This is a genomic window from Rhizobium sp. WSM409 (assembly GCF_057653825.1).
The window spans coordinates 719,331-741,439 of sequence record NZ_JBYGKP010000002.1 but is presented as its reverse complement, the minus strand read 5'-3'; the positions used below and the strand labels follow the sequence as shown (position 1 = coordinate 741,439).

The window sequence follows — 22,109 nt, the reverse complement described above, 5'->3', positions numbered from 1 at the left end:
CGGCGAACCTCCCTCAGTATGAGCAACGGCCTTGGGAGTCACGCACAAAGACAACGACCGAAACGCGCCGCATGAACCAGGTTCATTGCGACGCGCTTCAGCCGGGAGGTAGGCGTGGTATGGGTCGTTCGGCGATTGCGAGGAGATCTCTATCTCCACGCCTTGCCGTTCACTTCATGCCTGTTCCGGCGATGCCCGTGGTGATGTACTTCTGCAGGAACAGGAAAACGATGGTGACAGGCAGCAGGCTGAGGAACGTCATCGCCAGGATATAGTGCCACTGCACCGAGAACTCGCCCTGGAACGCATTCAGACCGACCTGCAGGGTGAAATTCTCGCGGCTGTTGAGGACGATGAGCGGCCAGAGGAAGTCGTTCCATCGCCAGAGCACGGAAAATATCGCCAGCACCGCGAGAGCCGGCGCCGTCAGCGGCAGGATGATGCGCCAGAAGATGCAGAATTCGCTCGCCGCATCGACGCGCGCCGCCTCTATCAGCTCGTCGGGTATGGTCAGCATATATTGCCGCAGCAGGAAGACGGCGGTCGGAGAGGCGACCGTCGGCAGGATGACGCCCCAGAGGTTATCGGCAAGCCCGACCCCGACGATGACGAGATAGGCCGGCACCATGACGACGGCGAGCGGAATCATCAGCGTTGAAATGATGATGACGAAGACCGTCGTATCCCCTGCAAATTTGTATTTCGACAGGGCAAATGCCGCCATGGCGTTGACGATCAGCGTCAGCAGCGTTGCGACGAAGGTGACGAACACCGAATTCTTGAGGAAGGTCAGGAAGTTGAAGCGCGTCAGCGGATCGGTGTAATTCTGCGTGGCGATCGTCAGCTTCTGCACCGGCGTCAGCCCCTTGACGTCGACGCTGACGGGCTGTCCCGGATTTGCGGGATCAACCATCTGGGCCTTGAGGCCGATGCGGCGGACCATGGCCATTTCGCGCATCTGACCGTCGATGGTGACCTTCCAGAGGCTGAGCGGTTTGTCGAAGCCGGGTACGGTCTGCTCGACGGCGGCCCGAGGAAGCAGCGTTGGCGGAAATCGGGTGATCTCGGCGGCCGGCTTCAGCGAGGAGAGGCCGGCCCAGATGACGGGAACGAGCACGACGAAGGTTCCGCCGATCAGCCAGACCCACGACAATATGTCGGTGATATCGATGCGTCCGGCCCGGCGTGTGCGCTTGAAAAAGCTGATCGGGTTCATCTCAGGACTCCATTCGCTTGCCGATACGCAGCTGTATGAGGGTGAGAACCAGAAGCACCAGCCCCATGAGAACCGATGCGGCGGAAGCCAGTCCGAAGAGGCGAAGATCGCTGCCGAATGCCATCTGGTAGATATATTGGACGATGAAGCTGTTGGCCGTGCCCGGACCGCCGCCATTGGTCAGAACCCAGGCCTCGTCGAAGATCTGGACGGATTTGATCATCAGAAGAATGAACACGACTAAGAGGTTCGGGGCCAGCAGGGGCAGTGTGATCCTGAACAGCGTGCGGCGCGGCGAGGCGGCATCGATGGAGGCAGCCTCGTAGAGCTCCTTCGGGATGGCCTGGAGGCCGGCCAAGAGGATGAGCGTGTAAAAGCCCATGTGGAACCAGACCGACACCACGACGACGAAGAAGCGCGACCAGCCGACGTCGAGCAGGAAGATCTCAGGGGGAACGCCGATCATCTGGAAGAAGGCGTTCAGCAGCCCGTTGCGATCGAGGAACCATTTCCAGATCAGGCCGATGACGACGGGCGACAGCAAGACAGGATAGAAGAACATCGCCCTGAAGAAGCCGCGCGCCACGATCGCCCGATTGAGGATCAGCGCCGTGATCAGCGCCACGAGCAATGTGGCGACGACATTGAAGGCCACGAACCAGAGCGTATTCCACACAGCCGTCCAGAACAGCGATTCCTGGCAGGTTCCCGGCTGCAGATAATTGCCGCAGGAAAGCAGCGTGCGGAAATTGTCCAGGCCGACGAAAGGCCGCTCCGACACGAATAGATTGGTGCCGCCGGTGAAGGCGTAACCGACCGCGATCGCGATCGGAAGGAACGTGAAGATGGCGAACAGAACGAGGTTCGGCGCCAGGAACAGCCATGGCATACGCTTGCGGCCGAAGATGCGCTCGATCACATTTATCGGGGCTTCGACCACTCTCATCGCCGTTTCCCCTGCCTGGGACAGCAATGCACCTGCCTTGAGCGCCGCCATGTTCAGCGCCTCCCCTGTCCGGGCCGCCGGGCAAAAGCCAGGCCGCTTTCGGGATCGAACAGATGAACCCGCCCCGGGGCGGCATCGATCAGGATGCGATCACCAGGCGCCGGCGCGAAATGGCCGGCCTCGTGAATGATGATCTGCTCGTCATGGCCTGCAAGATTGCCATAGACATAGGTCTCCGTACCGAGGCCCTCGTGATACTGGACGATGAACGGCAGGCCCTGCTCGCTGGAGCGTGAAAAATGCGCGGGCCGGATGCCGGCGAGAACAGCCTGTCCGACCGCAATTCCGGCGGGATCGACATCGCTGACGACCTTGCCACCATTGCCGACATCGATGACGACGCCGCCTTCCTCGATGCCAGCGACCTTGCCCTTGATGATGTTCATGCGCGGCGAGCCGAGGAAGCCGGCGACGAAGAGATTGCGTGGGCTATCGAACAGGTCCAGCGGCGCGCCGACCTGCTCGACCCGCCCGGCGCGCAGCACGACGATCTTGTCGGCCATCGTCATCGCCTCGACCTGGTCATGCGTGACATAAATCATCGTCGTCTTGATCTCGCGGTGGAGCTTGGTGATCTCGGCGCGGGTCTGAACGCGCAGCGCCGCGTCGAGATTCGACAGCGGCTCGTCGAAGAGAAAAATGTCCGGTTCGCGCACGATAGCCCGGCCGATCGCCACGCGCTGGCGCTGGCCGCCCGAAAGCTGCTTCGGGCGTCGGTCCAGGTAGGGCTCGATCGCCAGCATCCTGGCGGCCTCGGCAATCCGCGCCTCGATCTCGGCACGCTTGAACTTCAGGTTCTCCAGGCCGAAAGCGAGGTTTTTGCGAACGCTCATATGCGGATAGAGCGCGTAGGACTGGAAGACCATTGCGATCTTGCGCTCGGCCGGCGAGAGCGCGCTGACATCGCGGCCCCCGATCGCGATTGCGCCCTCCGTCACCTCTTCGAGGCCGGCAATGACACGCAGCAGAGTTGACTTGCCACATCCCGACGGCCCGACGAAGACGACGAACTCGCCGTCCGTGATATCGAGTTCGACGTCATGCAGGACTTTGACCGAGCCATACGATTTGTTGACGTTGGAAAGTTTCAGTTCTGCCATGCCCCACTCCCATCAGGTGCCGCCGTTTCGAAGACGGCGTCGTTTTTGTTCCAGCCTTGCGGCAGCGGTGTCGGCCTTGTGATCCGCACCTCGTTCATCAAGATCCCGGTGACATCAGCCACGTAGACGGCCGGCATTCCTCCCGGATAGTGCTCAAGACCGATCACTCGCCCGTCCGACCCGCGGGTCCAGGCATTGGCGCGGCCGCCGGCATCGGCTTTCGGGGAGAGGTCGGCGTTCGTTGGACGCAGGTCGTAGGATCGCGCAGTGCCGAGCTGCCCCGGCTGCTGATCGATGGCGATGCGTGCCAGCGATGCGTTGCGGATGCCGGCCGGCGAGGTCGAAATGACGGTGATCGCCCCCTCCATCCGGCCGGTGATGTCCTCGACGATGAGATTTTCGATGGCGCCTGCCGCGCGTTCCGTAACACGGTCGACGACATTGACGGTCAGCGCCTCCCCCGAACCCCAGAAACCATCGGGCGTCTCGCGGCACTCCACCGCAATTCGTGAGAACCTCACGTTCGATATCCGGCCGCCGTCGCGGGAGAATACGCCGAGGGCCCTGTTGGAAGATGAGACGCTGCAATCCTCGAACACGACATTGGTGACATCGCCATGCGTTTCCGTGCCGATCTTCAGCGCGCAGCTAAGGCTCTGAACCGAGCATCTGCGGACGAGAATGTTTTCGCAACGCCCGATGGCGACACGGTCAGGACCGATGCTCGTCTTCAGGCATATGCCGTCGTCGGCCGTCGATATCCGGCAATCCTCGATAACGGCGCCGCGGCAGGCATCCAGCACGATCCCGTCCGTGTTGGGAAGGCGGCGGTCGTTGTCGATGATCACGTTCCTGACCGCAACATCGGTGCAGTTGACGAAGTGCAGCGTCCACATCGGCGAGCGGCAAATATGGACGGAGCTGATCTCGACCTCGTCGCAGCCCTCGAAGACGACGACGCGGGGACGAAATTCGGCCGGGATGAAGGTCCCCACCGTCTCGTCGTCTCCCACGATGAAGCTGTCACAACCGGCTTCGATGCGCCCCGCCCCCGTCAGGCTGATTCGCCGCGCATCCTTGGCGACGATCATGCCGCGGTCGGATTTTTCGGCGATCACCGAAACGGTCGTCTGCGCATAGGCCGCGTAATCCGGAACGGGACGCAGGATCGCACCGGCGGCCAGATGAAGGTCGACGCCGGATCTGAGCTGGAGCCCGCGGCAGACATGGATGCCGGCCATGAGCTCAACGCGTCCGCCACCTGAAGCCGACAGGCCGTCGATGGCCGCCTGCAGACGGACCGTATCGTCGCTCTGCGCCGGCTCGATCGCGACAAGAGACACGGGGCTCATTGGCGCTGGCCGTTCTCGAGAAAGACTTCCGTCAGCAGCAGCATGGTCAGCGCCTGGCCATAAGGCGTCGGCACGTTGGGGATGCGCCTGTAGAAATCGAGGTCATGACCCATCGGCGTGCCGTCCGAGACGCCGTGGACGACGCCTTCTTCATCGATCTGCGCCAGCACCGCCGCAAGCGCGCGCTCCGCATAGGCCCTGTCGTCCTTGTCGAGAATGCCGGCATCGATAGCGCGCAATATGCCGTAGGCAATGCCCGCCGTGGCCGAGGTTTCCAGCGGCGACGACGGATCGTCGAGAAGCGTCGTGAACATGCCGTCCGGCCGCTGGTATGCTTTCAAGGAGCGCACCTGGCTGACGAGGACGTTCGACAGAAAACGCCGGTCCTTCTCGCCGAGCGTCGGAACGAGGTCGAAGAGCTCGGGGATGGCGACGGTGATCCAGGCATTGCCGCGCGCCCAGAAGGCATTGGCAAAATTGTGCCGTCCGTTGAAGGTCCAGCCGTGATACCAGAGCCCGCTGACCGGATCGGAGAGATAGCGGGTGTGGATCACGAACTGATAGACGGCCTCGTCGATCCACTCGCTGCGCTCGCAGAGAACGCCGGCGCGGGCAAGAAACAGGCAGGCCATGAACAGCGTATCGTCCCACAATTCGCCGTCGTTGAGGCGCTCCTTGACGACGTGCTGAAAGCCGCCGTCCTCGGTCTTCGGCAGTTCCTTGACGAGCCATTCGGCCCAGTCCTCGACGAGCGCGCGAAAGTCGGGACGGTCGACATGCTGGACCAGGATCGCAAGCGGCAGCATCGGCGCCGTGCTGTTGATTTGGCGCGGCGGCAGGCCGCGTTCAATCTGGCCGGCATACCAGGCGACGAGTTCCTGCAGCGCTTTTTGATCATTGGTGGAAATGGCGCGGCGCAGGAAGCCGTAAAGACCGACGCCGACTTCCCAGTCCCACTCGTCGAACTGGATTCCGGAGGCCGAATTTCCCGTCACGAGACCTTCCTTGATGCCTCTGAGCCGGCTGAAAGCCGTTGCCACGCGATCAATCGTCGTCAGGAGGGCGGCGTTATCGACAGATGTTGTGTTCATGCTGGAGACCTATGTTTTCAGGAGTAGAACGGCCCGTCAGTGCCGGCGCCGGAGGCAGCACTGTCGTAGGTGAGGATCGGTTGCGGCTGATCGTGGGTGAAGGGCCTCGCCTCGCCGCCGATCGAAAGACCATCGGCGTAGGAGAGGTCGATCGCCGGGCCGCCCGGCGGCGTCAGAGAGAGACGCCGAAGCCCGGGATCGAAGGAAACCGTCGTCCGGCCCAGGCGTTCGACGAACGCCTTGAAGGCATCGTCGTTGCCGCATCCGACGATACCAGCCCAGCCGCAAAGCTGCCCGTAGGAGCGCGCCTCGCGGCCGGCGGTCGGGCCGTCGGTGATCAGCTCCAGGCCGTTCGACGCCCAGAGGGCGGAAAATCCCCGGCCCGATCGCGCGATGAGCCACTTGTCTTCGATGATGAGATCGTCCAGCCCGTCGCGGCCGATATAGGCGTGCGTCCATGCGTGGCGTGCGTCGCTTGTGTCCTCGATCAGGAGGGCAACGTCGCGATGCTGGGCAACGCGCGGCAGGATGCCGTTGCCGGCCCAATAGGACGGCCTTTGATTGCCCCAGGGGTCGTCCTCGCCGGGATGGTTGACCCACAGCCTCGCCATCGGATGGCCGGCCAGCCGGATGTCGAGCACATGCTGCTGGTGCCCCTTCTGGCCGGTCTTGTGATCGACGACCGTCGAAAGCTGCGCCGCCTCGTTCTTGAACAGCACGAGTTTTCCGCTCTCGAGGCCCTGGCTGTAGCGCGCCTCGACGCTTCTTGATCGGGTGAGCGGCGCAAGTTCGGCCAGATCGGCGGGCGGCTCATAGCTGCCGGCGCAGAACATGGTCAATGCCGCCACACCATTGTTCAGCCAGCCGGTTCCGAAGGCGACCTGGGCGAAGGGCGCAAGCTCGGTCAGCGGGCCGGCGCGCAACTCCTTGTCGTAGGCACGGCCCTGCGATCCGGCCGGAACGCCTGCGAGCGTGTGAAGGGCGATCATGCGGAAGATGAGATCGATCTGGGCGCGGGCGCGCTGGGCAACGGCCGCCTCAGCCCAGCGCTCCAGCGCCAGCAGGCCGATGAAATCGATCGGGTAATAGGCCGCCGAGTTCCACTCCGCCAACCCATGGGCTTCGACGCTGTCGAACCAGCGGCCGAGCCGCTCGCCGGCAAGTTCCGCCTGCTGCCGCCCCGTGCGGCCCGAGGCCGAAAACACCTCGTCGGGCAAAAGAAGTCCGGCCAGCAGCTGGCTGGTATGAAAGCAGAGCACATGGTTCTCGCTCCAGAACCACATCGCGTCGTTGCCCGGCTCGTCGACCCAGTAACGGTAGGAGCGGGCGGAATGCCGGATGCGAGCGATCACTGCATCGGGCATCCGGTCGGCATAGGCGCCGAGCAGCCACAAGAGCGGCACCATGATGAAATCCGAGCAATCCTCCCGCGCATCGATGGAGGCGAGCGTCGCCTCGATGATGCGGTCGAAGCTTTCCTGGTCGTGGTGACCGGTTTCCATCATCGCAATGAGGCGCCCGACGCGGTTCGCGCCGAAGCGGGCGCTGTATTCCAGCGCCTGCCGCTTGCGGGCGGCGAGCGACGCCTCGGCCGACAACGGCGAAATGCTGCTCATGAAAGCGGCATCGATGACGCGCGTGACCGAGCCCGTGCCGGAGCCGATCGTCATGTGGACGCCGTGATAACCGTCCGGAATGCCGCAGATATCGTCGGCCGTTAGGCTGCTCTGATGGGCCTTGAGCGTCAATCGGGAATGCGCGAGAACGGGCCGCTCGTGACCATGACCGACGACCTTGATCTCTACCGGCAGATCGCGTTCGGGCGCTGTGCCGAAGATGATCTCCAGCGGCTGATTGACGAAGACGTCGCGAGCCGGACGGACGCCGCGAGCAAGGGCTTCCAGCTCGCGGACCTCATCCTGATCCAGCGATACGGGCAGCAGCACGCAGAGCGGCTCCTCGTCCAGCATCTCGAGCTCGAAGAACCACGTCGTGTCACGCTCGGCCAAGTCTTCGGTATGGACGAGGATCTGGTTGTCGCCGGCGTCCAGCGCCAGCCTTATGTCGGTTGCGCTCTCGGTGTTGCGCTTGAAGGGTTCGAAGCGCACCGCCTCCTGTCCGTTGACCCATATGCGAACGCCGCCGCAGGTCTTCAGTCTGAGATTGAGCGTTCGCGCGGTCTCCGTTCTGAACGTGCCCTTCAGCCATCGCCTGAGATGCGTCGGTACGTGCCAGAAGCCGGTGAACTCGACGCGACGGTTCGAGCCGGGAAGATTGAGGCTTTCGGTCGGCCAGGCGGTGTCGGGCAATAGCGGCCGCCCGACCATGGTCGACCAAAAGGCCTTGCGGCAGGGCAGATCTCCGACATCGACGAAACCGTTGATGAAACGATAGTTTACGCGATCTTCGGCCGGCGCGGGCTCGCCGGGAAAATAGCTGGCGATCAGGCCGCAAACGGCCCATGCCGTGATCGTCTGGCCCGTGGCCACACTGTATGCTGGCGCCATCTCGCCCGGCTGCTTGATGCATTCCGTTTTCACAGACCGCCTCCTCCGCAATCCTATGAAAATATTTTCATTAGGTTATTTGTGCGCGCCATTCTTGAAAAATGCCCAAAAACATCGCTATTGCCGCAGAAAATAGCTTGACGCAACGAATGTCAAGTATATGAAATTGATTTATCGACGGCTGAGGCCGCGATTGATGAAAATGTTTTCATGGGAGGATGAAAATGAAAACCTATCTCTCAGGGGCCGTCGCACTGGCGTTGGCAACCGTTTCTTTCGCATGGGCCGGCGCGGCCATGGCGCAAACCAAGACAATCACCTTTCTGTTCACCGACGACGACCAGGCTTACGTCGAGCGCATGGAAGCGCTCAGCAAGGAATTCGAGACGGCGAATCCCGACGTCAAGGTCAACTTCGTCTCTTCGGGCTATGATGCGGTCGCCAAGCAGCTGCCGGTGCAGCTTGCCGTCGGCGAGGGCCCTGACATCGCCAAGATCACCGACTGGCAGCTTGCGCCCTATTACCTCGACATGCGTCCCTACATGAAGGACCCGGATGGCTTCGCCAAGCTGCACGGCGACAGCCTGAACACGCTTCGCTTCCCCGGCGTCAACGATCCGCAGTCGATCAACGGCTATATCGCCTCGCAGACCTTCAACCTGCCCTTCGTCAACAAGACGCTGTTCGAACAGGCCGGCGAACCGCTTCCCAAGCCCACCGCCACGCTGAAGGATATCGTCGAAGCCTCGGCGCGCGTCGCCAAGGCGACCGGCGCTCAGATCCCCTTCACGATGGACCGCTCGGGCCACCGCTTTTCCGGCGCGGCATTCTCCTACGGTTCGAACTACGTCAAGGACGGCAAGTTCTTCTTCCCCGACGATGCCGCCAAGCGCTACGTCACGGATCTCTACGGTTGGACGAAGGACGGCTCCTTCCCGAAGGAAATGTGGGGTGCTGCCGGGGGAACCCAGTACAAGAACATGGGTGACGAGTTCGTCAACGGCAACGTCGTGACCTATCTCGCCGGCAACTGGATGGTCAATCCGTTCCAGAAGAAGATCGGCGACGCCTTCGACTGGACGGCGATCAGCGCGCCCTGCGGCGATGCCGGCTGCTATGCGATGCCCGGTGGCACCGCGATCGTTGGCTTCAAGCGCACCAAGTCTCCCGAGGCCGTGGCCGCGTTCATCGAGTTCCTCGGCTCTGAAAAGGTCCAGCGTGAAATCGCTGAAAATTACGTCGTCCTGACGGGCGCCGACATCAAGGACCCGCAATACAAGCTTGAGAGCAAGAATGCCAAGGAGGCGATGGCCGTCTTTCTTGGAAGCCGCAATAGCGTGCCGCAGGCAGCCCGGGACCTGGAACGTCTCAAGGGATCCTCCGCCATCTATCAGCTCATCGTCCAGAGGATGAGCCAGCTGATCGTCGGCGAGCTTTCCCTCGACGAGACCTTCAAGGCGATGAATGCCGACGTCGACAAGGTCAACCAGGCGCTCGCCGCCAAGTAACCGGTCACGCGTTGTCCCGCAAAATGCGCGCACGCAGCAGCCACGGCCTCGCAACAGGGCCGTGGCTTTTTCGTTTTTTCTCGAACACTTCGATGCGTTTCGAATTGTCGATGGCCTGAACGACGTTACGTTTCCTACTGCATAATTCCTTCCGGAATTGGCTTAGCGATAAAATTATCGCGGCAATTCAAAATGTTACAGCGTCCTTTGAGCGTCTAAAATGACGCGCGGCGCTGTAATGGAAAGGCAGCGTCATGAATTCAATCGAACAAAACTCCAGGGCTTACGCACAGTTGAAGCCGGCCTCTCTCGCCATTCTCTGCCTCGGCGTGATCGTGGCGCAGGTCGATACATCGGTCGTTAATCTGGCGGTTCAGCCAATCGGACTCGATCTCAAAGCCTCCGTCACCGAGCTGCAATGGGTCGTCGACGCCTACAATCTCGTTTACGCAGCACTTCTCATCAGCGGCGGCTTGTTCGCCGATCTTTACGGCCGACGTCTGATGTTCGTGATCGGCTGCGCTGTCTTTGCGCTGGCGAGCCTTGGCTGCGCATTCGCCTCGACCATCGCGATCCTCATCGCCGCGAGAGCCTTGACCGGCTTCGGCTCCGCCCTCCTGCTGCCCGCTTCGCTTTCGCTGATCCGGGTCATCTACCGGGATGAGAAGGTCCGTGCCCGAGCGCTCGGGATCTGGGCCGGCTGCAATGGAATGTCGCTTGCGATCGGCCCAAGCCTCGGCGGCTTCCTCATCCGTGATTTCGGCTGGCGATCCGTCTTCTTCGTCGTCATCCCCATCGCGCTGATCGCGGCGGCGGCGGCACGGTTTTTCGTTCCGGAAAGCGCCGATCGGCAAGGCCGGTCCTTCGACATGCCGGGTCAGTTGCTGGGATAGCATCCCTCACCGTTCTTACCCTCACGGCGATCGAATCATTGCACCTGCCGCCTTTGTGGACGGCCCTCCTGGCCATCGCGGGCGCCCTGCTTCTGCTGCTCTTCATCATCGTCGAAAAGCGCCTGGAGCAGACGGCTCTGGTTCCGATCTCGATGTTTTCGGGCAGGCAGTTTCGCGGTGCGATGGCCGGAACGGCGGCAATGACGTTCGGCATGTATGGCACGCTCTTTCTCTTTCCACTCGCCTCCCTCAGCCTTCGACGCCTGGCCTCGGTGGAGGTCGGGCTGTCTCTGCTGCCAATGGCCATCAGCTTCATCGCGATCTCACCCTTCTCCGGTTCGATCTCGGAGCGCCTGGGGAAGAAACGCACCATATCGGCGGGACTGGCGCTGATGGGTTTGGGCAACCTCCTGCTCGGCTCATCCTTTCTGGCCGATTGGTTCATTGCCGAAGAGGTCGGATTGTTGCTGACCGGGGTCGGGATGGGCATGGCGACGGGGCCTCTGACGGCGGTCGCGGTTTCAACCGTGGCGGCCGATCGCGCCGGCACGGCGAGCGCCCTGATCAATGTTGCCCGCATGGTCGGGGCGACGATAGGCGTCGCCTTACTGGGAGCGATCTTCGCCTTTTTGGGAGAAGCAGAAACGGCCTTCATCGTCGCGATGTCGGTCGGCGGCAGCACGCAACTGCTTGGAAGCCTCGCTGCCTGGCGCTTGCTCTGAACGGTCAGGCTCGATCACGCATATGCGGCGGAACGGCGGCGATGTCCTTCGTCAGCGCAACGAAATTCCGCACGATGGAGAGTTTCAGATCACGCCGGTAAGCGATGCAGAGCGGCAAGGGTGAAAGTTGGCCGGGAGCGAGCGCGCGATAGGCAATGACCTCCGGATGGAGGACCTGCATGGAGGTTGGAACGATCGTGACGCCGCGACCGCCGGCAACGAGGTTGATCGCTGCGACGATGCGATAGACTTCGTCGACGATCGCAGGCGTCACGCCTGCACGATCGAGGGACTGCAAGATACGCTCGAATATGCCAGGGCCGTCGGGTCGCCGGTAAACGACCACGTCCTGCCCCTCCAGCATTTTCAGCGTGATCGGACCGAGGCGTTCATCCGCAAGGGGATGACCAAGAGGGATGGCGACGATCATGTCCTCTTCGGAAAGCACCGTGCTCGCCAGATCCGGAAATCGATTTGCGTCGATGTGCAGCAACGCTGCATCGATACGGCCCTCCTGCAAGGCGAGAATGAGTTCGTAGGTCTCGCTTTCTTCGACGGCGATTTTCACGAGCGGATAGGAAAGACGGAACTGCTGCAGCAGCTTCGGCGCCAGAACATGCAGCGACGCGGAACTCGTAAAGCCGACGGACAGCTGGCCGGCCTCGCCTTTGTCGTAGCGGCGGACATTTTCGACTGCCTGACCGGCGCGCTTCAGAATGTCGCGGGCGTCGGCAAGAAAAACCGCGCCGGCAGCGTTGAGCACGATCTTCTTCGGATGCCGATCAAAGAGGGAAAGGCCAAGCTCGTATTCAAGATCGCGGATCTGCTGACCAAGCGGCGGCTGCTGGATGTTGAGACGCGCGGCAGCTCGCGAGATGCTCCCCTCTTCTGCGACGGCCACGAAATAGCGGAGGTGTCTCAATTCCATCGGCTTCCAACATAAACTTAAAGGGTTTCATACATGAATTATATAAATATTTTACATACTATAGATGCCCCATTACGACTAGCGCCATCTTGATTGCCAAGGGAGGAAAATCGCATGGCTGGAAGTAAACCGAAAATCGCGATCGTTGGTGCCGGCATGGGTGGTCTCGCCGCCGCGGCGACCCTTCGCCAGGTCGGTATCGACGTGAATGTCTACGAGCAGGCACCGAAATTTGCCCGCATCGGCGCCGGCATCCAGATGCTGCCGAATTCGTCGCGCGTCCTGCGCGGTATCGGCGTTCTCGACAGGCTTCAAAAACTTGCGTTCGAGCCCTATTCTCATCTCAACCGCGTCTGGGATACCGGTGAGATCAAGCGCGAGCTTCCGATGCCGGAAAGCCTTTACGGCGCGCCCTTTCTCTGCATGCACCGGGCCGACCTGCATGAAGCGCTTTATTCCGTGCTGCCGCCGGAGATCGTTCACCTCGGCAAGAAGCTCGTCGGCCTGGATCAGACGAAGGGCGGCGTAACGCTCTCTTTCGCCGACGGCACGAAGGCGGATGCCGATGCGGTGATCGGCGCTGATGGCGTGCATTCGCTGGTTCGCGACATCGTCGTCGGCCCTGACAAACCGATCCACAAGGGCCGGATCGCCTACCGCGCGGTCTTCGACGCGAGCCTGATGAATGGCGGCGAGATCCAGGCGTCCAGAACGAAGTGGTGGGGTGTCGATCGCCACATCGTCATCTACTACACCGCCGCAGACCGCAGCTCGCTCTACTTCGTCACCAGCGTGCCTGAGCCCGCCGACTGGCTGACCTCGGAATCCTGGTCCGCCAAGGGCGACGTGAAGGAATTGCGCACCGCCTATGAAGGCTTTCATCCGGAAGTGCAGATGGTTCTCAATGCATGCCCGGACTGTCACAAGTGGGCAATCCTCGAACGTGAACCTCTGGCGCGCTGGAGCGACGGACGCGTGGTGCTTCTCGGCGACGCCTGCCACCCGATGACGCCCTATATGGCGCAAGGAGTGCGACCTCGATCGAGGACGCGGCAGTGCTGGCGCGGTGCCTTGCCGGCGTCGACAATGACGACATCGAAGGCGCGTTCCGCCGCTACGAGGCAAACCGCAAGCCGCGCACCTCACGCATCCAGGCGATTTCGAGCGCCAATACCTGGATGTCGGGGGGCAACGAAGACACGTCCTGGCTCTATGGCTACGATGCGTGGAACGTGCCGCTCGTGGGCGAAAACGATATGGCGCTTGCCGGATAAGGGAATGTCGATGTCCAACAGTGCAGCAAATGCGCGCGAGACGGCTTCCGGCGTCGCCTATGCGAGAACGTCCGATGGTATCGGCCTTGCTTATAGACGCAGTGGACGGCCGGGTGGGCCGCGCGTCGTTCTGATCCATTCACTGGCGCTCGACGCCAGTGTCTGGGATCGGGTTGTCGGGCGGCTGGAGGATGCGGATATCGTCACGATGGACTGCCGTGGCCATGGCAGGAGCGACAAGCCTGCCGGTCCCTACGATGTCGAGCGGTTCGGCGACGATATCGCCGACCTGATGGGAGAACTCGGGTGGAGTGACGCCGTCGTCGCGGGCTGCTCCATGGGCGGTTGCGTGGCGCAGACCTTCGCGGCGCGGCACCCCGAGCTGGTGCGCGCCATGCTGCTGATCGATACCACCGCCTGGTATGGTGCCAACGCGCCCACGGAATGGCGGGCCCGGGCGGCAAAGGCTCGCAGCGAAGGGCTGGCATCGATGGCCGAGTTTCAGGCAACGCGCTGGTTCGGCGATCGATTCCGGATGGATCATCCGGCGCAGGTTCAGCATGCCATGTCGGTCTTTACCGCCAACGATATCGATGCCTATGCCGCGACCTGCGCCATGCTCGGCGATGCCGATCTGCGCCGGCATCTGGGAGGTTTCCTGTTTCCTGTTTCGGTGGTCGTCGGCGAGGAGGATTACGCCACACCCGTCGAGACGGCCCGAGATCTCGCTGCGGCCATTCCGGGCGCATCCCTCACCGTCTTGCCCGCCGCGCGGCATCTGACGCCGATCGAATGCCCCGACCAGATCGCCGATGCGATCCGATCGCTGTTCAAGCGGACCAACGGCTAACGCCCAATGCCGGCGCTACGAAGGCGCCGGCCATCATCAAGGTGCTGAATCTGGGAGGATAGAATGCACGACAACACAATTACGCTGGCCGCATCCGCGACCGCAGATGGGCTTGAGGCCCGCGATCCGAGCCCGGCATCGGACAGCGGTCGCGCCGCAGCGCTGACTGCCCGTTTCGAAGCCATTCCCTTTACACCCTGGCACCGCCGGGCGCGGATCGTCATGGGGAGCGCCACGTTTCTCGATGCCTTCGATGCCCTTTCGCTGGCATTCGTCCTTCCGATCCTGATCAAGCTATGGGAGCTTTCTCCGGCCCAGATCGGCTGGATGATCGCCGCCAGCTACATCGGCCAATTGCTCGGCGCCCTGCTTTTCAGCCGTCTTGCCGAAAGTTTCGGCCGCGTCCCCATGGCGGCAGCGGCCACAGCGCTGATGTCGGTCATGGGCCTCGCCTGCGCGCTCACCGGCAATTTTCAGATGCTTTTCCTGTGCCGGCTGATCCAGGGTATTGGCGTCGGAGGAGAAATGCCGGTCGCCGCCACCTATATCAGCGAACTTTTGCGGGCGAAGGGACGCGGCCGCTATTTCATGCTGTATGAGATGATCTTTCCGGTCGGGCTGATGATCACCGGCCAGGTTGGGACCTTGCTCGTGCCGATCCTCGGATGGACATCGCTGTTCTTCATCGGCGGCATTCCCGGTCTCGTCATCGCCTATCTGCTTTATCGGCTGCCGGAATCGCCGCGCTGGTTGATCGGCCAGCAACGCCTGGACGAAGCGGAAGCGATCATCCTTCAGGCTGAGGCGAGCGCAAGAAAGGCAAACCTCGACTATCAACAGGAGCCGCAACCGGCGCCTGAAGCGCCGGCTGCAGCGCCCGCCCCCGCACAGGTCGCCCGGCAGCCGAGAAGCCGCTGGAGCGAGCTGCTGTCTCCACGCTTCCGCGCCAGGACGTTGATCGCCTGGGTCCTTTGGGCGAGTTCGTTCTTCGTCGCCAACAGCCTCAACAACTGGATGCCAACACTCTATCACACCGTCTAGAAGCTCGAGCTCGGAAGCGCTCTCCGGGCGGCGTCGATGACCAATGTCGCCCAGGTCGCCATCCTTCTGGTTTGCGCTTTCTGCATCGACCGCATCGGTCGAAGAACTTGGGCCATTGTATCCTTCCTGGTCGGCGCGGCACTGTTGACCGCCTTGGCTGCCGGTGGCGCAGGCCAGCTCTGGTCGTTGATCGTGCTGGCAACGCTTGCCTATGGCGTTGTCGGGTCGATCAATGCGGTTTTGTATCTGTACACGCCGGAGATCTATCCGACGCGGATGCGCGCCATCGGAACCGGTCTTGCGACATCATGGCTGCGCATAGCCTCGGCCGTCGGGCCGACCACGGTCGGTTATATGATGGGGACGCAGGGCATCAATTCGGTGTTCATGATGTTCGCGATCGTCGCCGCCATCGGCGCAGTCGCGGCGATCGGAATGATCGAGACCGGGGGACGTCGACTGGAAGAAACCTCATCGTAAGGTCAGCATCACCAGTTCAGCGGGTGACAATCGAGCAATAGGGCAACGATGTCGCGCACGCCGCCGACATCGTTGCCCTTTATGGTGACACGCGGTTCGGGAGAGGCTATAGGCGTTGTCAGCCTTCGCCGGCTCGCAGGCGCCATGGTCAACTCACACATGCCGGCAACCCGGTTCCATCCGGCGACCCAGCGACTGTCTACCGTATAGAGGTGCATTTCCATGCCGATGGGCTCCGAGCATCCGCTGCGAAGGGAACTTCACAACGAGCTCCACGCGCGGCCGTCGCTTTACTTCGATGGCGACACGGATGTGTGGCACGTCGCCATCGTCGGCGAGAATGCCCCTCCTCAGATACCAACTTCCCTGCCGGGACTGGAAGATGTCTCCACGACCCGCGAGGGCAACCACGGCATCGGCCGCATCGGCGACGGCCGGCTGAAGTGGGAGGCGCATACCGAGTTCCTCACCCTGACTTTCGTCGTTCCCGCATCGGCCGAACCCGGCAGCAATCCGCCGGAAGCCTTTCAGGCCTGCTGCCGTCAGATCGACGGGAAGATCATCGCAGCCGTCCGCGTGCTGGTGCGGGACGAAAAGGACGGGCAAGGTCCGGAAAAACCGAAGCTCGACTATGTCGCTTCACAAGTCGGCGGCGGCGACGCGGAAGTGCATTCGAACTTCCGGCTGACCGATAGCGGTTTCGTCGAATTCCTGTTCTTCAACCGCAATCTCAACGCCTATCGCACCGGCCGCATGGTCAGGCGTTTCCTGGAGATCGAGACGTACCGGATGATGGCGTTGCTGGCGTTGCCGATGGCACGCGAGACGGTGTCGAAGCTTTTCGTCTTCGACCGGCGCCTCGACCTGCTGATCTCGCATATGCAGAGTGCGGTCAAAGTCGACAAGGCCCTGCTTTCCGAGGTCACCAAGCTCTCGTCGGATGTGCTCAATTTCTCCGCTCTCGCTCGTCACCGCTTCGGCGCGACGAAAGCCTATGCCGAGATCGTCGCAAGCAGATCGTCGGAGCTGCGCGAGGAGCGCGTCGAGCAGCGCCAGCGGATCGGCACCTTCATCGACCGGCGCTTTCAGCCGGCCGTCCGTGCGGTTCACGCCGCCGAACGCCGCCTCGATGAACTGGCCGAACGTGTTAGCCTGGCCGGAGACCTGCTCAGAACCACCGTGCAGGTTCAGCTCGAAGATCAGAACGCCTCACTCCTGACATCAATGGAAGAGCGGGCGCGCATCCAGGTGCATATCCAGCAGGCGGTCGAAGGCTTCTCCGTCATCGCCATCACCTATTACACCGTTGGCCTCGCAAAGATCTGCCTGGAAAGCATCTCCGAACTGGGCGTCGATCCGCACATCGCAAAGCTCGCCGTTCTCGGCGCCATCCCGCTCGTGCTCTTCGCCGTGTGGACGGCAGTTCGCCATGTTCGCAAGAGCATTGCCGGCCACTCTCACGGTCCCGCATCAGAGAGCCATTGAGGCGACGCTGGCCGATGACCGCTCACCGCCGCCCTTTCGCGGCGGCGGCGTTTTCTTGCCTGCATCGGCAGGACGTCAGGATGCCATCGCGTAGTGGCGATGTTCCGATGCCCGGCCGCTACCCGTCCTGAACCGCCGCAGCAGTTCGGCAAGGCTTTCGGTTTCATGTGTCAGGCTCTGCGCGGCCGCCGTGGTCTCTTCGACCATCGCGGCGTTCTGCTGCGTCACCTTGTCCATCTGGTCGCCGGCAGCCGAGACCTCGCGCAGGCTTGTCGCCTGTTCGCGGGCGGCAACGGCGATCTCGGCCACGGTCGCATTCATGGCGGTGACCTGCTCGACGATCTGTTCGAGCGAAAGGCCGGATTCGCCCACCAGCTGGACGCCGGTCTTGACCTGCGCCGAGGATGTAGAGATCAGCTGTTTGATCTCCCTTGCCGCGTTGGCGGAGCGCTGGGCGAGCTCGCGGACTTCCTGGGCGACGACGGCAAAGCCCTTGCCTGCCTCGCCGGCGCGCGCCGCTTCCACGCCGGCATTCAGCGCCAGCAGGTTGGTCTGGAAGGCGATCTCGTCGATGACACTGATGATGTTGCCGATCTTGGACGACGAATTTTGAATTTCCGTCATCGCATCGATGGCGCGAGCAACGATCTCTCCGCCCTTTTCAGCATTGGTGCGGGCGGTTGCCACAACACCCTGGGCGCGGCTTGCGCCCTCCGCCGTTCCATTGACGCCGCGGGTCACTTCACCCAGCGCCGCGACGGTCTCCTCCAGCGAGGCTGCCTGCTGCTCGGTGCGGCGGGCGAGATCGTTGGAGGCGGTGGAGATTTCCGCAAGACCGGAGCGGATGGTGCCGACCGCGCGAATGACGGCGTCAACCGCCTCTTCGAGGCTTGCGACCGAATTGTTGAAATGATCCCGGATCCTGACATAGCGATGGTCGACTTCGCCGACGCGGACCGTGAGGTCGCCCTTCGAGAGTGCGTCCAGCCCGACAGAGATCTGGCGGAAGGCATGCTCCATCACCTGCGCGTCGCTGAGCCGCTCGGCCTCCTGGCGGAGCCGCTCTTCTTCGGCCGCCAGGCGGGCGCGGTCGGCATTGGCTTCCGCAATCAGCTTGGCGCGCCCCGTTTCCTGGAAAACCTTCAGCGAACGCGCCATGGCCCCCAGCTCGTGGCGATGTTCGACGCCCGTTATCACGATCCCTTCCTCGCCGCGGGCAAGCTGCTCCATGGACTGCGCCATGTTGCGCACCGCCGAGGAAATCAACCGGCCGACGAAATAGGAAAGGACGAGGCCGATGACGATCAGCAGCCCGCTGATAACAAGCGTCGTGCTGGTCGCGGAGGCAACCGTTGCGTCCACCGAACCATCAAGGGTCTTCTGCGCGCCCGTTACCGTCGCCTGCAGATCCTTGAAGCCGCCTGAGATTTTCGGCGCGAGCACGCTGAGCTGCGTCTGGCGGATGTTGCCCGAGGCCTGCAGCACGTCCTTCATGTCGCCGAGACGGGCGGTGTAATTCTGCATCAGCTGGCCGGCGCCCATCAGGCGCTTCTTCTGCAGCTCGTTCTTTGCGGCTTTCGCAGCCGCTTCGTTGAGCGCGACCGCTTCGGCCAGTGCTGCCTGCGCCGTGTCATAGGCTGCAAAATCATCGGAGTGCACGAAGCGTTCGGAGAAATAAAGGCTACGGTTCAAGGCCTCCAGTGTCGCCGCGGTCATCTGCAGCAGGGCCACATCGTTCTGGCGCCAGGCGCTGCGCACGACATCGTAGAGCGCAATACTGGTCCAGGGGCCGAATTCGGTGACCTTGGAGATCAAGGCATCACGCCTGGCCTGCAGCGCGACGATCTGTTCGAAAGCCTTGCCATAGGTGGCGATGTCCTGGCGGATCGCCGCAAGGCCGGACTGCAGGTCCTTGTTGCCGGCAAAACGCGGGTCGTCGGCGTCGAACGCTTTCACGCCGGCGCGGAAGCGATCGACGACATCCTGCGTCGGCGTGGAGCGGAAGGCTTCCGCCGACATCTGAATCTCGTTCAGCTGGTCGCTGTAGTCCGAGATGGCGAGACTTTGGCCGGCCGTGGCGCGATAGGAAGAGAAGATCGAGGCGAGCCCGTTCATGCCGGAGATCGCGCTGACCGTGAGCAGGCTCATCAACAGGATCAGCGGCACGAAGCCGGAGGTGATCTGTGCGCGAATGCCGAATTTATTCCAGAAATGCAACATCATAATCCTCTTATGCTCACTGGCTCTTCGGCAGATAGGTGGCAATGTTCTCAGGTGTGACGAGTTCGAAGGGAACGTTGTTTTCGCGCGGCACCTTCTCTTTGCGGATCAGCTTGACGGCAGCGTCGACAGCGGCAGCGCCCTGCCCGACGGCGCTCTGGAGAATGGTCACGTCGAGATCGCCGGCGACCATCGCTGCGAGCGCGTCGTCGGTCGCGTCGACGCCGGCGACGACGACATTTTTCATCGGTATGCCGGCCTTCTTCATGGCTCGGATCGCGCCGAGCGCCATCTCGTCATTGTTGGCGATGACCGCGTCGAACTTGACGCCGGCCGACAGCCATTCCTGCATCTGCTGGTCGGCATAATCGCTCGACCAATAGGCCGCCTGCCGCTCGACGATCTGAAGGCCCCTGCAATCCGGGGTGGCAATGACGTCTGATATATCCTGGGTGCGGGCACGCGCGGCCGCGTGGAATGGTTCGCCCATCAGCACGACGACGCGGCCTTTGCCTTTAAGGAGCGCGCAGACCTGCTTGGTCTCCAGCGTTCCGGATTCCTTCTCGTTGGAGGCGACCACCACCTGATTGTCAGGCAGGTCCAGCAGGTTGGAAGGAACGTTGTTGATGTACACCAGCGGAATGCCGGCATCTGCCGCCATCTTGGTCATTTGCGGCCCGAGGTCGCCATCGGAGACGGCAAGGATGATCGCGTCGACCTTGTCGGCAATGAGCTTCTGCACCTGCTGCTTCTGGAGCTCCTTGTCGCCATTGGCATTCTCGGTGACGAGTTTGAGGCCGGATATCGTCTGCCCATGCGAGACAACGCCGTTTAGAAGCGCCGTCCTGAATTTGTCGAGACCGGACATCGAAACCCCGATCGTCTGGGCATGGGCAGCAGAGATCGATATCGCCAAGGCGATGGATGCAAGCGTGGCCGTTTTCATGAATTCCCCTGCACAATTCGGATCTGAAAGGGTTATTTCAAATTTTGGTTAAATTTTACTTTTCGGCCGGAAGAAAAAGGTTAAGCGCCAGGATATGATTGCGGTGGCAATTCGACCAGAAGGTGGAAGGCGCCGAGCGTGATTTTGTCGGTTCCGACAACCCGCTGACCACCACTATCCTGACGGGACATCTGCTGCAGCTCGGCCACAGACGGATCGGCTTCATCTCCGGGCCGAGCGGCCTGCACACTGCCGACGAGCGTCTGAATGGTTTCATGAACACGATGGCCGGCGCCGGTGTGGACATCGATCCTTCGCTGGTCGTCGAAGGCGGCTACACCAGAACCGGCGGCCATGCGCAGGCGATGCGCCTCTTGATCCGCCGCGACCGACCGACCGCCATCATCGGCGCCAACAACATGACGGGCCTCGCAGCGCTGCAGGTGATGCAGGAGATGGGTTTCCGCTGCCCTGACGACGTGTCGCTGGCGATGGTCGACGACGTGCCCTGGAGCAATGTCATCACGCCTCGCATCACCATGGTGGTGCAGGATGCGCAGAAGCTCGGCGAGCTGGCGGCACAGCGTCTGCTGGCAAGAATAGCAAGCCCGGAGGGCGCCGCAGCACCGCCGCAAGACTTCATCCTGACGCCGAGGTTCGTCCGCGGGGAGTCGACCAGGCGGTTGTGAGTGCTTCTACCTGTCCTCACGCGTATGCCAAAGGCGCAAGACATAGATCATCGACTGCTGGATTTCATAGCGCAGCTCGTAACGGCCGACGAGAATACGGCGGACCTCTCGAGGATCGAACTCCTCGAGCCGCTCGCCGAGGCGCGGCTGCTCAAGCAGCCGTGCAGGCGCTGCCGTCAGTGCCCGCACGGTTCGGACCGCCGCTTGCCGGTCGACCGGAGTGAGAAAGTCGTACAAGCGGGAGACGTCCGAGACCGCTTTGCTCGTCCACTTGATCTCCATCACCGAGGCAAAGAGATCGGCTCGTCGCTATCGAGGCTATCGGCCCAGGCTTGAACAGACTGGTGCTCGATAACGTTACCATCATCGACGTCGGCCAACGCCTCGAGCGTCAAACGCCGGCGCTCCTCCTCCTGGTCGATCCATGCCATGAGAGCCTGCTTGACGATCCAGCCACGCGAACGTTCGAGCCGCGACGCGAGTTGATCGACCTTTTGCGCAAGCGGTAGCGGAACATGAGCAGTCAGAACCTTGGTCTCCATCGAAAACTCCTCGTCAATCATTTCTAATCGTAGCGATTAATTTTGATTATATCCAGTCGCATGTACATGGCGAAGTAAAGTCGCGGCATGGCAGTAAGCTAACGCAGCATCGAGAGTTTTGAGAGAAAGCGCAGTGCCGAATTTTCGTCGGATCGCAAAAACAGTCAAGGAACAAAGCGCAGGCGCCGCTCGTCCATTGAAAGACCATCAAATTTGTCATACATGTGTGATGAATCGCAAATTTCGGGTGCCGTGAGTT

The 22,109-nt window shown here is 61.9% G+C and carries 15 protein-coding genes and 4 pseudogenes; 7 read left to right on the top strand and 12 right to left on the bottom strand.

Annotated elements, in window-relative coordinates; genetic code table 11:
- Window positions 1-169: 169 nt before the first annotated feature.
- From AC25BC_RS27070 to AC25BC_RS27045, 6 genes are read right to left on the bottom strand one after another with little or no spacing between them, the layout of a single operon-like run.
- Window positions 170-1,216 carry a carbohydrate ABC transporter permease gene (locus tag AC25BC_RS27070; protein ID WP_012755443.1) on the bottom strand — a complete coding sequence of 349 codons (1,047 nt, stop codon included), beginning with the start codon at window positions 1,214-1,216 and terminating at the stop codon, window positions 170-172.
- Between the two features lies 1 nt (window position 1,217).
- Window positions 1,218-2,213, bottom strand: coding sequence for a carbohydrate ABC transporter permease (locus AC25BC_RS27065; RefSeq protein WP_128406876.1), 996 nt, complete (start codon window positions 2,211-2,213; stop codon window positions 1,218-1,220).
- A gap of 2 nt (window positions 2,214-2,215) precedes the next feature.
- A complete protein-coding gene (locus AC25BC_RS27060) occupies window positions 2,216-3,322 on the bottom strand; it encodes an ABC transporter ATP-binding protein (protein WP_017996347.1) in 1,107 nt (368 codons plus the stop codon).
- Window positions 3,310-4,674 carry a polygalacturonase PglB gene (pglB, locus tag AC25BC_RS27055; RefSeq protein WP_128439701.1) on the bottom strand — a complete coding sequence of 455 codons (1,365 nt, stop codon included), beginning with the start codon at window positions 4,672-4,674 and terminating at the stop codon, window positions 3,310-3,312. The genes AC25BC_RS27060 and pglB overlap by 13 nt, the downstream gene beginning before the upstream one ends.
- Window positions 4,671-5,765, bottom strand: coding sequence for a beta-galactosidase BglB (gene bglB, locus AC25BC_RS27050; RefSeq protein WP_012755439.1), 1,095 nt, complete (start codon window positions 5,763-5,765; stop codon window positions 4,671-4,673). Before bglB ends, pglB begins: the two co-directional genes overlap by 4 nt.
- 17 nt (window positions 5,766-5,782) lie before the next feature.
- A complete protein-coding gene (locus tag AC25BC_RS27045) occupies window positions 5,783-8,305 on the bottom strand; it encodes a hypothetical protein (protein WP_128439700.1) in 2,523 nt (840 codons plus the stop codon).
- Window positions 8,306-8,496: 191 nt separating this feature from the next.
- On the opposite strand from AC25BC_RS27045, the gene AC25BC_RS27040 reads away from it, so the two are divergent.
- Together AC25BC_RS27040 and AC25BC_RS27035 are read left to right on the top strand one after the other, a co-directional pair.
- On the top strand, window positions 8,497-9,780 hold the full coding sequence (locus AC25BC_RS27040) for an ABC transporter substrate-binding protein (RefSeq protein ID WP_012755437.1): 1,284 nt from the start codon (window positions 8,497-8,499) through the stop codon (window positions 9,778-9,780).
- A 254-nt stretch (window positions 9,781-10,034) separates the two neighbouring features.
- A pseudogene (locus AC25BC_RS27035) lies at window positions 10,035-11,395 on the top strand (MFS transporter).
- A 4-nt stretch (window positions 11,396-11,399) separates the two neighbouring features.
- Here the strand turns inward: AC25BC_RS27035 and AC25BC_RS27030 are convergent.
- The gene (locus tag AC25BC_RS27030) at window positions 11,400-12,323 is read right to left on the bottom strand and encodes a LysR family transcriptional regulator (protein ID WP_128439699.1); all 924 of its coding nucleotides are present in this window, start codon (window positions 12,321-12,323) and stop codon (window positions 11,400-11,402) included.
- 114 nt (window positions 12,324-12,437) lie between these two features.
- Between AC25BC_RS27030 and AC25BC_RS27025 the strand changes: the two are divergent.
- The 3 genes and pseudogenes from AC25BC_RS27025 to AC25BC_RS27015 all read left to right on the top strand — a co-directional run.
- A pseudogene (locus AC25BC_RS27025) lies at window positions 12,438-13,295 on the top strand (FAD-dependent monooxygenase); the annotation flags it as partial.
- A gap of 306 nt (window positions 13,296-13,601) precedes the next feature.
- Entirely contained in the window at window positions 13,602-14,447 is an 846-nt protein-coding gene (locus AC25BC_RS27020) for an alpha/beta fold hydrolase (protein WP_017996353.1), read from the top strand.
- A gap of 63 nt (window positions 14,448-14,510) precedes the next feature.
- Window positions 14,511-15,968 (top strand): annotated as a pseudogene (locus AC25BC_RS27015) (MFS transporter).
- Between the two features lie 8 nt (window positions 15,969-15,976).
- Here AC25BC_RS27015 and AC25BC_RS27010 read toward each other — a convergent pair.
- Window positions 15,977-16,192: a hypothetical protein gene (locus tag AC25BC_RS27010; protein WP_128439698.1), complete on the bottom strand. Its 216-nt coding sequence runs from the start codon at window positions 16,190-16,192 to the stop codon at window positions 15,977-15,979.
- Here AC25BC_RS27010 and AC25BC_RS27005 point away from each other — a divergent pair.
- Window positions 16,191-17,453: a DUF3422 domain-containing protein gene (locus AC25BC_RS27005; protein WP_012755431.1), complete on the top strand. Its 1,263-nt coding sequence runs from the start codon at window positions 16,191-16,193 to the stop codon at window positions 17,451-17,453. The two genes, AC25BC_RS27010 and AC25BC_RS27005, sit on opposite strands and share 2 nt — an antisense overlap.
- Before the next feature lie 75 nt (window positions 17,454-17,528).
- Here AC25BC_RS27005 and AC25BC_RS27000 read toward each other — a convergent pair whose 3' ends face one another.
- Both AC25BC_RS27000 and AC25BC_RS26995 read right to left on the bottom strand, forming a co-directional pair.
- Window positions 17,529-19,673, bottom strand: coding sequence for a methyl-accepting chemotaxis protein (locus tag AC25BC_RS27000; RefSeq protein ID WP_128439745.1), 2,145 nt, complete (start codon window positions 19,671-19,673; stop codon window positions 17,529-17,531).
- Between the two features lie 16 nt (window positions 19,674-19,689).
- The gene (locus AC25BC_RS26995) at window positions 19,690-20,619 is read right to left on the bottom strand and encodes a substrate-binding domain-containing protein (protein ID WP_012755429.1); all 930 of its coding nucleotides are present in this window, start codon (window positions 20,617-20,619) and stop codon (window positions 19,690-19,692) included.
- Window positions 20,620-20,729: 110 nt separating this feature from the next.
- On the opposite strand from AC25BC_RS26995, the pseudogene AC25BC_RS26990 reads away from it, so the two are divergent.
- Window positions 20,730-21,308 (top strand): annotated as a pseudogene (locus AC25BC_RS26990) (substrate-binding domain-containing protein); the annotation flags it as partial.
- A gap of 6 nt (window positions 21,309-21,314) precedes the next feature.
- Here the strand turns inward: AC25BC_RS26990 and AC25BC_RS26985 are convergent.
- Together AC25BC_RS26985 and AC25BC_RS26980 are read right to left on the bottom strand one after the other, a co-directional pair.
- Entirely contained in the window at window positions 21,315-21,590 is a 276-nt protein-coding gene (locus tag AC25BC_RS26985; protein ID WP_012755427.1) for a type II toxin-antitoxin system RelE/ParE family toxin, read from the bottom strand.
- Window positions 21,590-21,850, bottom strand: coding sequence for a CopG family ribbon-helix-helix protein (locus tag AC25BC_RS26980; RefSeq protein WP_012755426.1), 261 nt, complete (start codon window positions 21,848-21,850; stop codon window positions 21,590-21,592). Before AC25BC_RS26980 ends, AC25BC_RS26985 begins: the two co-directional genes overlap by 1 nt.
- Window positions 21,851-22,109: the final 259 nt, after the last annotated feature.

Coding starts and splice junctions, on each gene's coding strand:
- AC25BC_RS27070 (WP_012755443.1), bottom strand. CDS start 1,216: ATGAACCCGATCAGCTTTTTCAAGCGCACACGCCGGGCCGGACGCATC.
- AC25BC_RS27065 (WP_128406876.1), bottom strand. CDS start 2,213: ATGGCGGCGCTCAAGGCAGGTGCATTGCTGTCCCAGGCAGGGGAAACG.
- AC25BC_RS26995 (WP_012755429.1), bottom strand. CDS start 20,619: ATGAAAACGGCCACGCTTGCATCCATCGCCTTGGCGATATCGATCTCT.
- AC25BC_RS27010 (WP_128439698.1), bottom strand. CDS start 16,192: ATGGAAATGCACCTCTATACGGTAGACAGTCGCTGGGTCGCCGGATGG.
- AC25BC_RS27030 (WP_128439699.1), bottom strand. CDS start 12,323: ATGGAATTGAGACACCTCCGCTATTTCGTGGCCGTCGCAGAAGAGGGG.
- AC25BC_RS27020 (WP_017996353.1), top strand. CDS start 13,602: ATGTCGATGTCCAACAGTGCAGCAAATGCGCGCGAGACGGCTTCCGGC.
- AC25BC_RS26985 (WP_012755427.1), bottom strand. CDS start 21,590: ATGGAGATCAAGTGGACGAGCAAAGCGGTCTCGGACGTCTCCCGCTTG.
- AC25BC_RS27060 (WP_017996347.1), bottom strand. CDS start 3,322: ATGGCAGAACTGAAACTTTCCAACGTCAACAAATCGTATGGCTCGGTC.
- bglB (WP_012755439.1), bottom strand. CDS start 5,765: ATGAACACAACATCTGTCGATAACGCCGCCCTCCTGACGACGATTGAT.
- pglB (WP_128439701.1), bottom strand. CDS start 4,674: ATGAGCCCCGTGTCTCTTGTCGCGATCGAGCCGGCGCAGAGCGACGAT.
- AC25BC_RS26980 (WP_012755426.1), bottom strand. CDS start 21,850: ATGGAGACCAAGGTTCTGACTGCTCATGTTCCGCTACCGCTTGCGCAA.
- AC25BC_RS27000 (WP_128439745.1), bottom strand. CDS start 19,673: ATGTTGCATTTCTGGAATAAATTCGGCATTCGCGCACAGATCACCTCC.
- AC25BC_RS27040 (WP_012755437.1), top strand. CDS start 8,497: ATGAAAACCTATCTCTCAGGGGCCGTCGCACTGGCGTTGGCAACCGTT.
- AC25BC_RS27005 (WP_012755431.1), top strand. CDS start 16,191: ATGCCGATGGGCTCCGAGCATCCGCTGCGAAGGGAACTTCACAACGAG.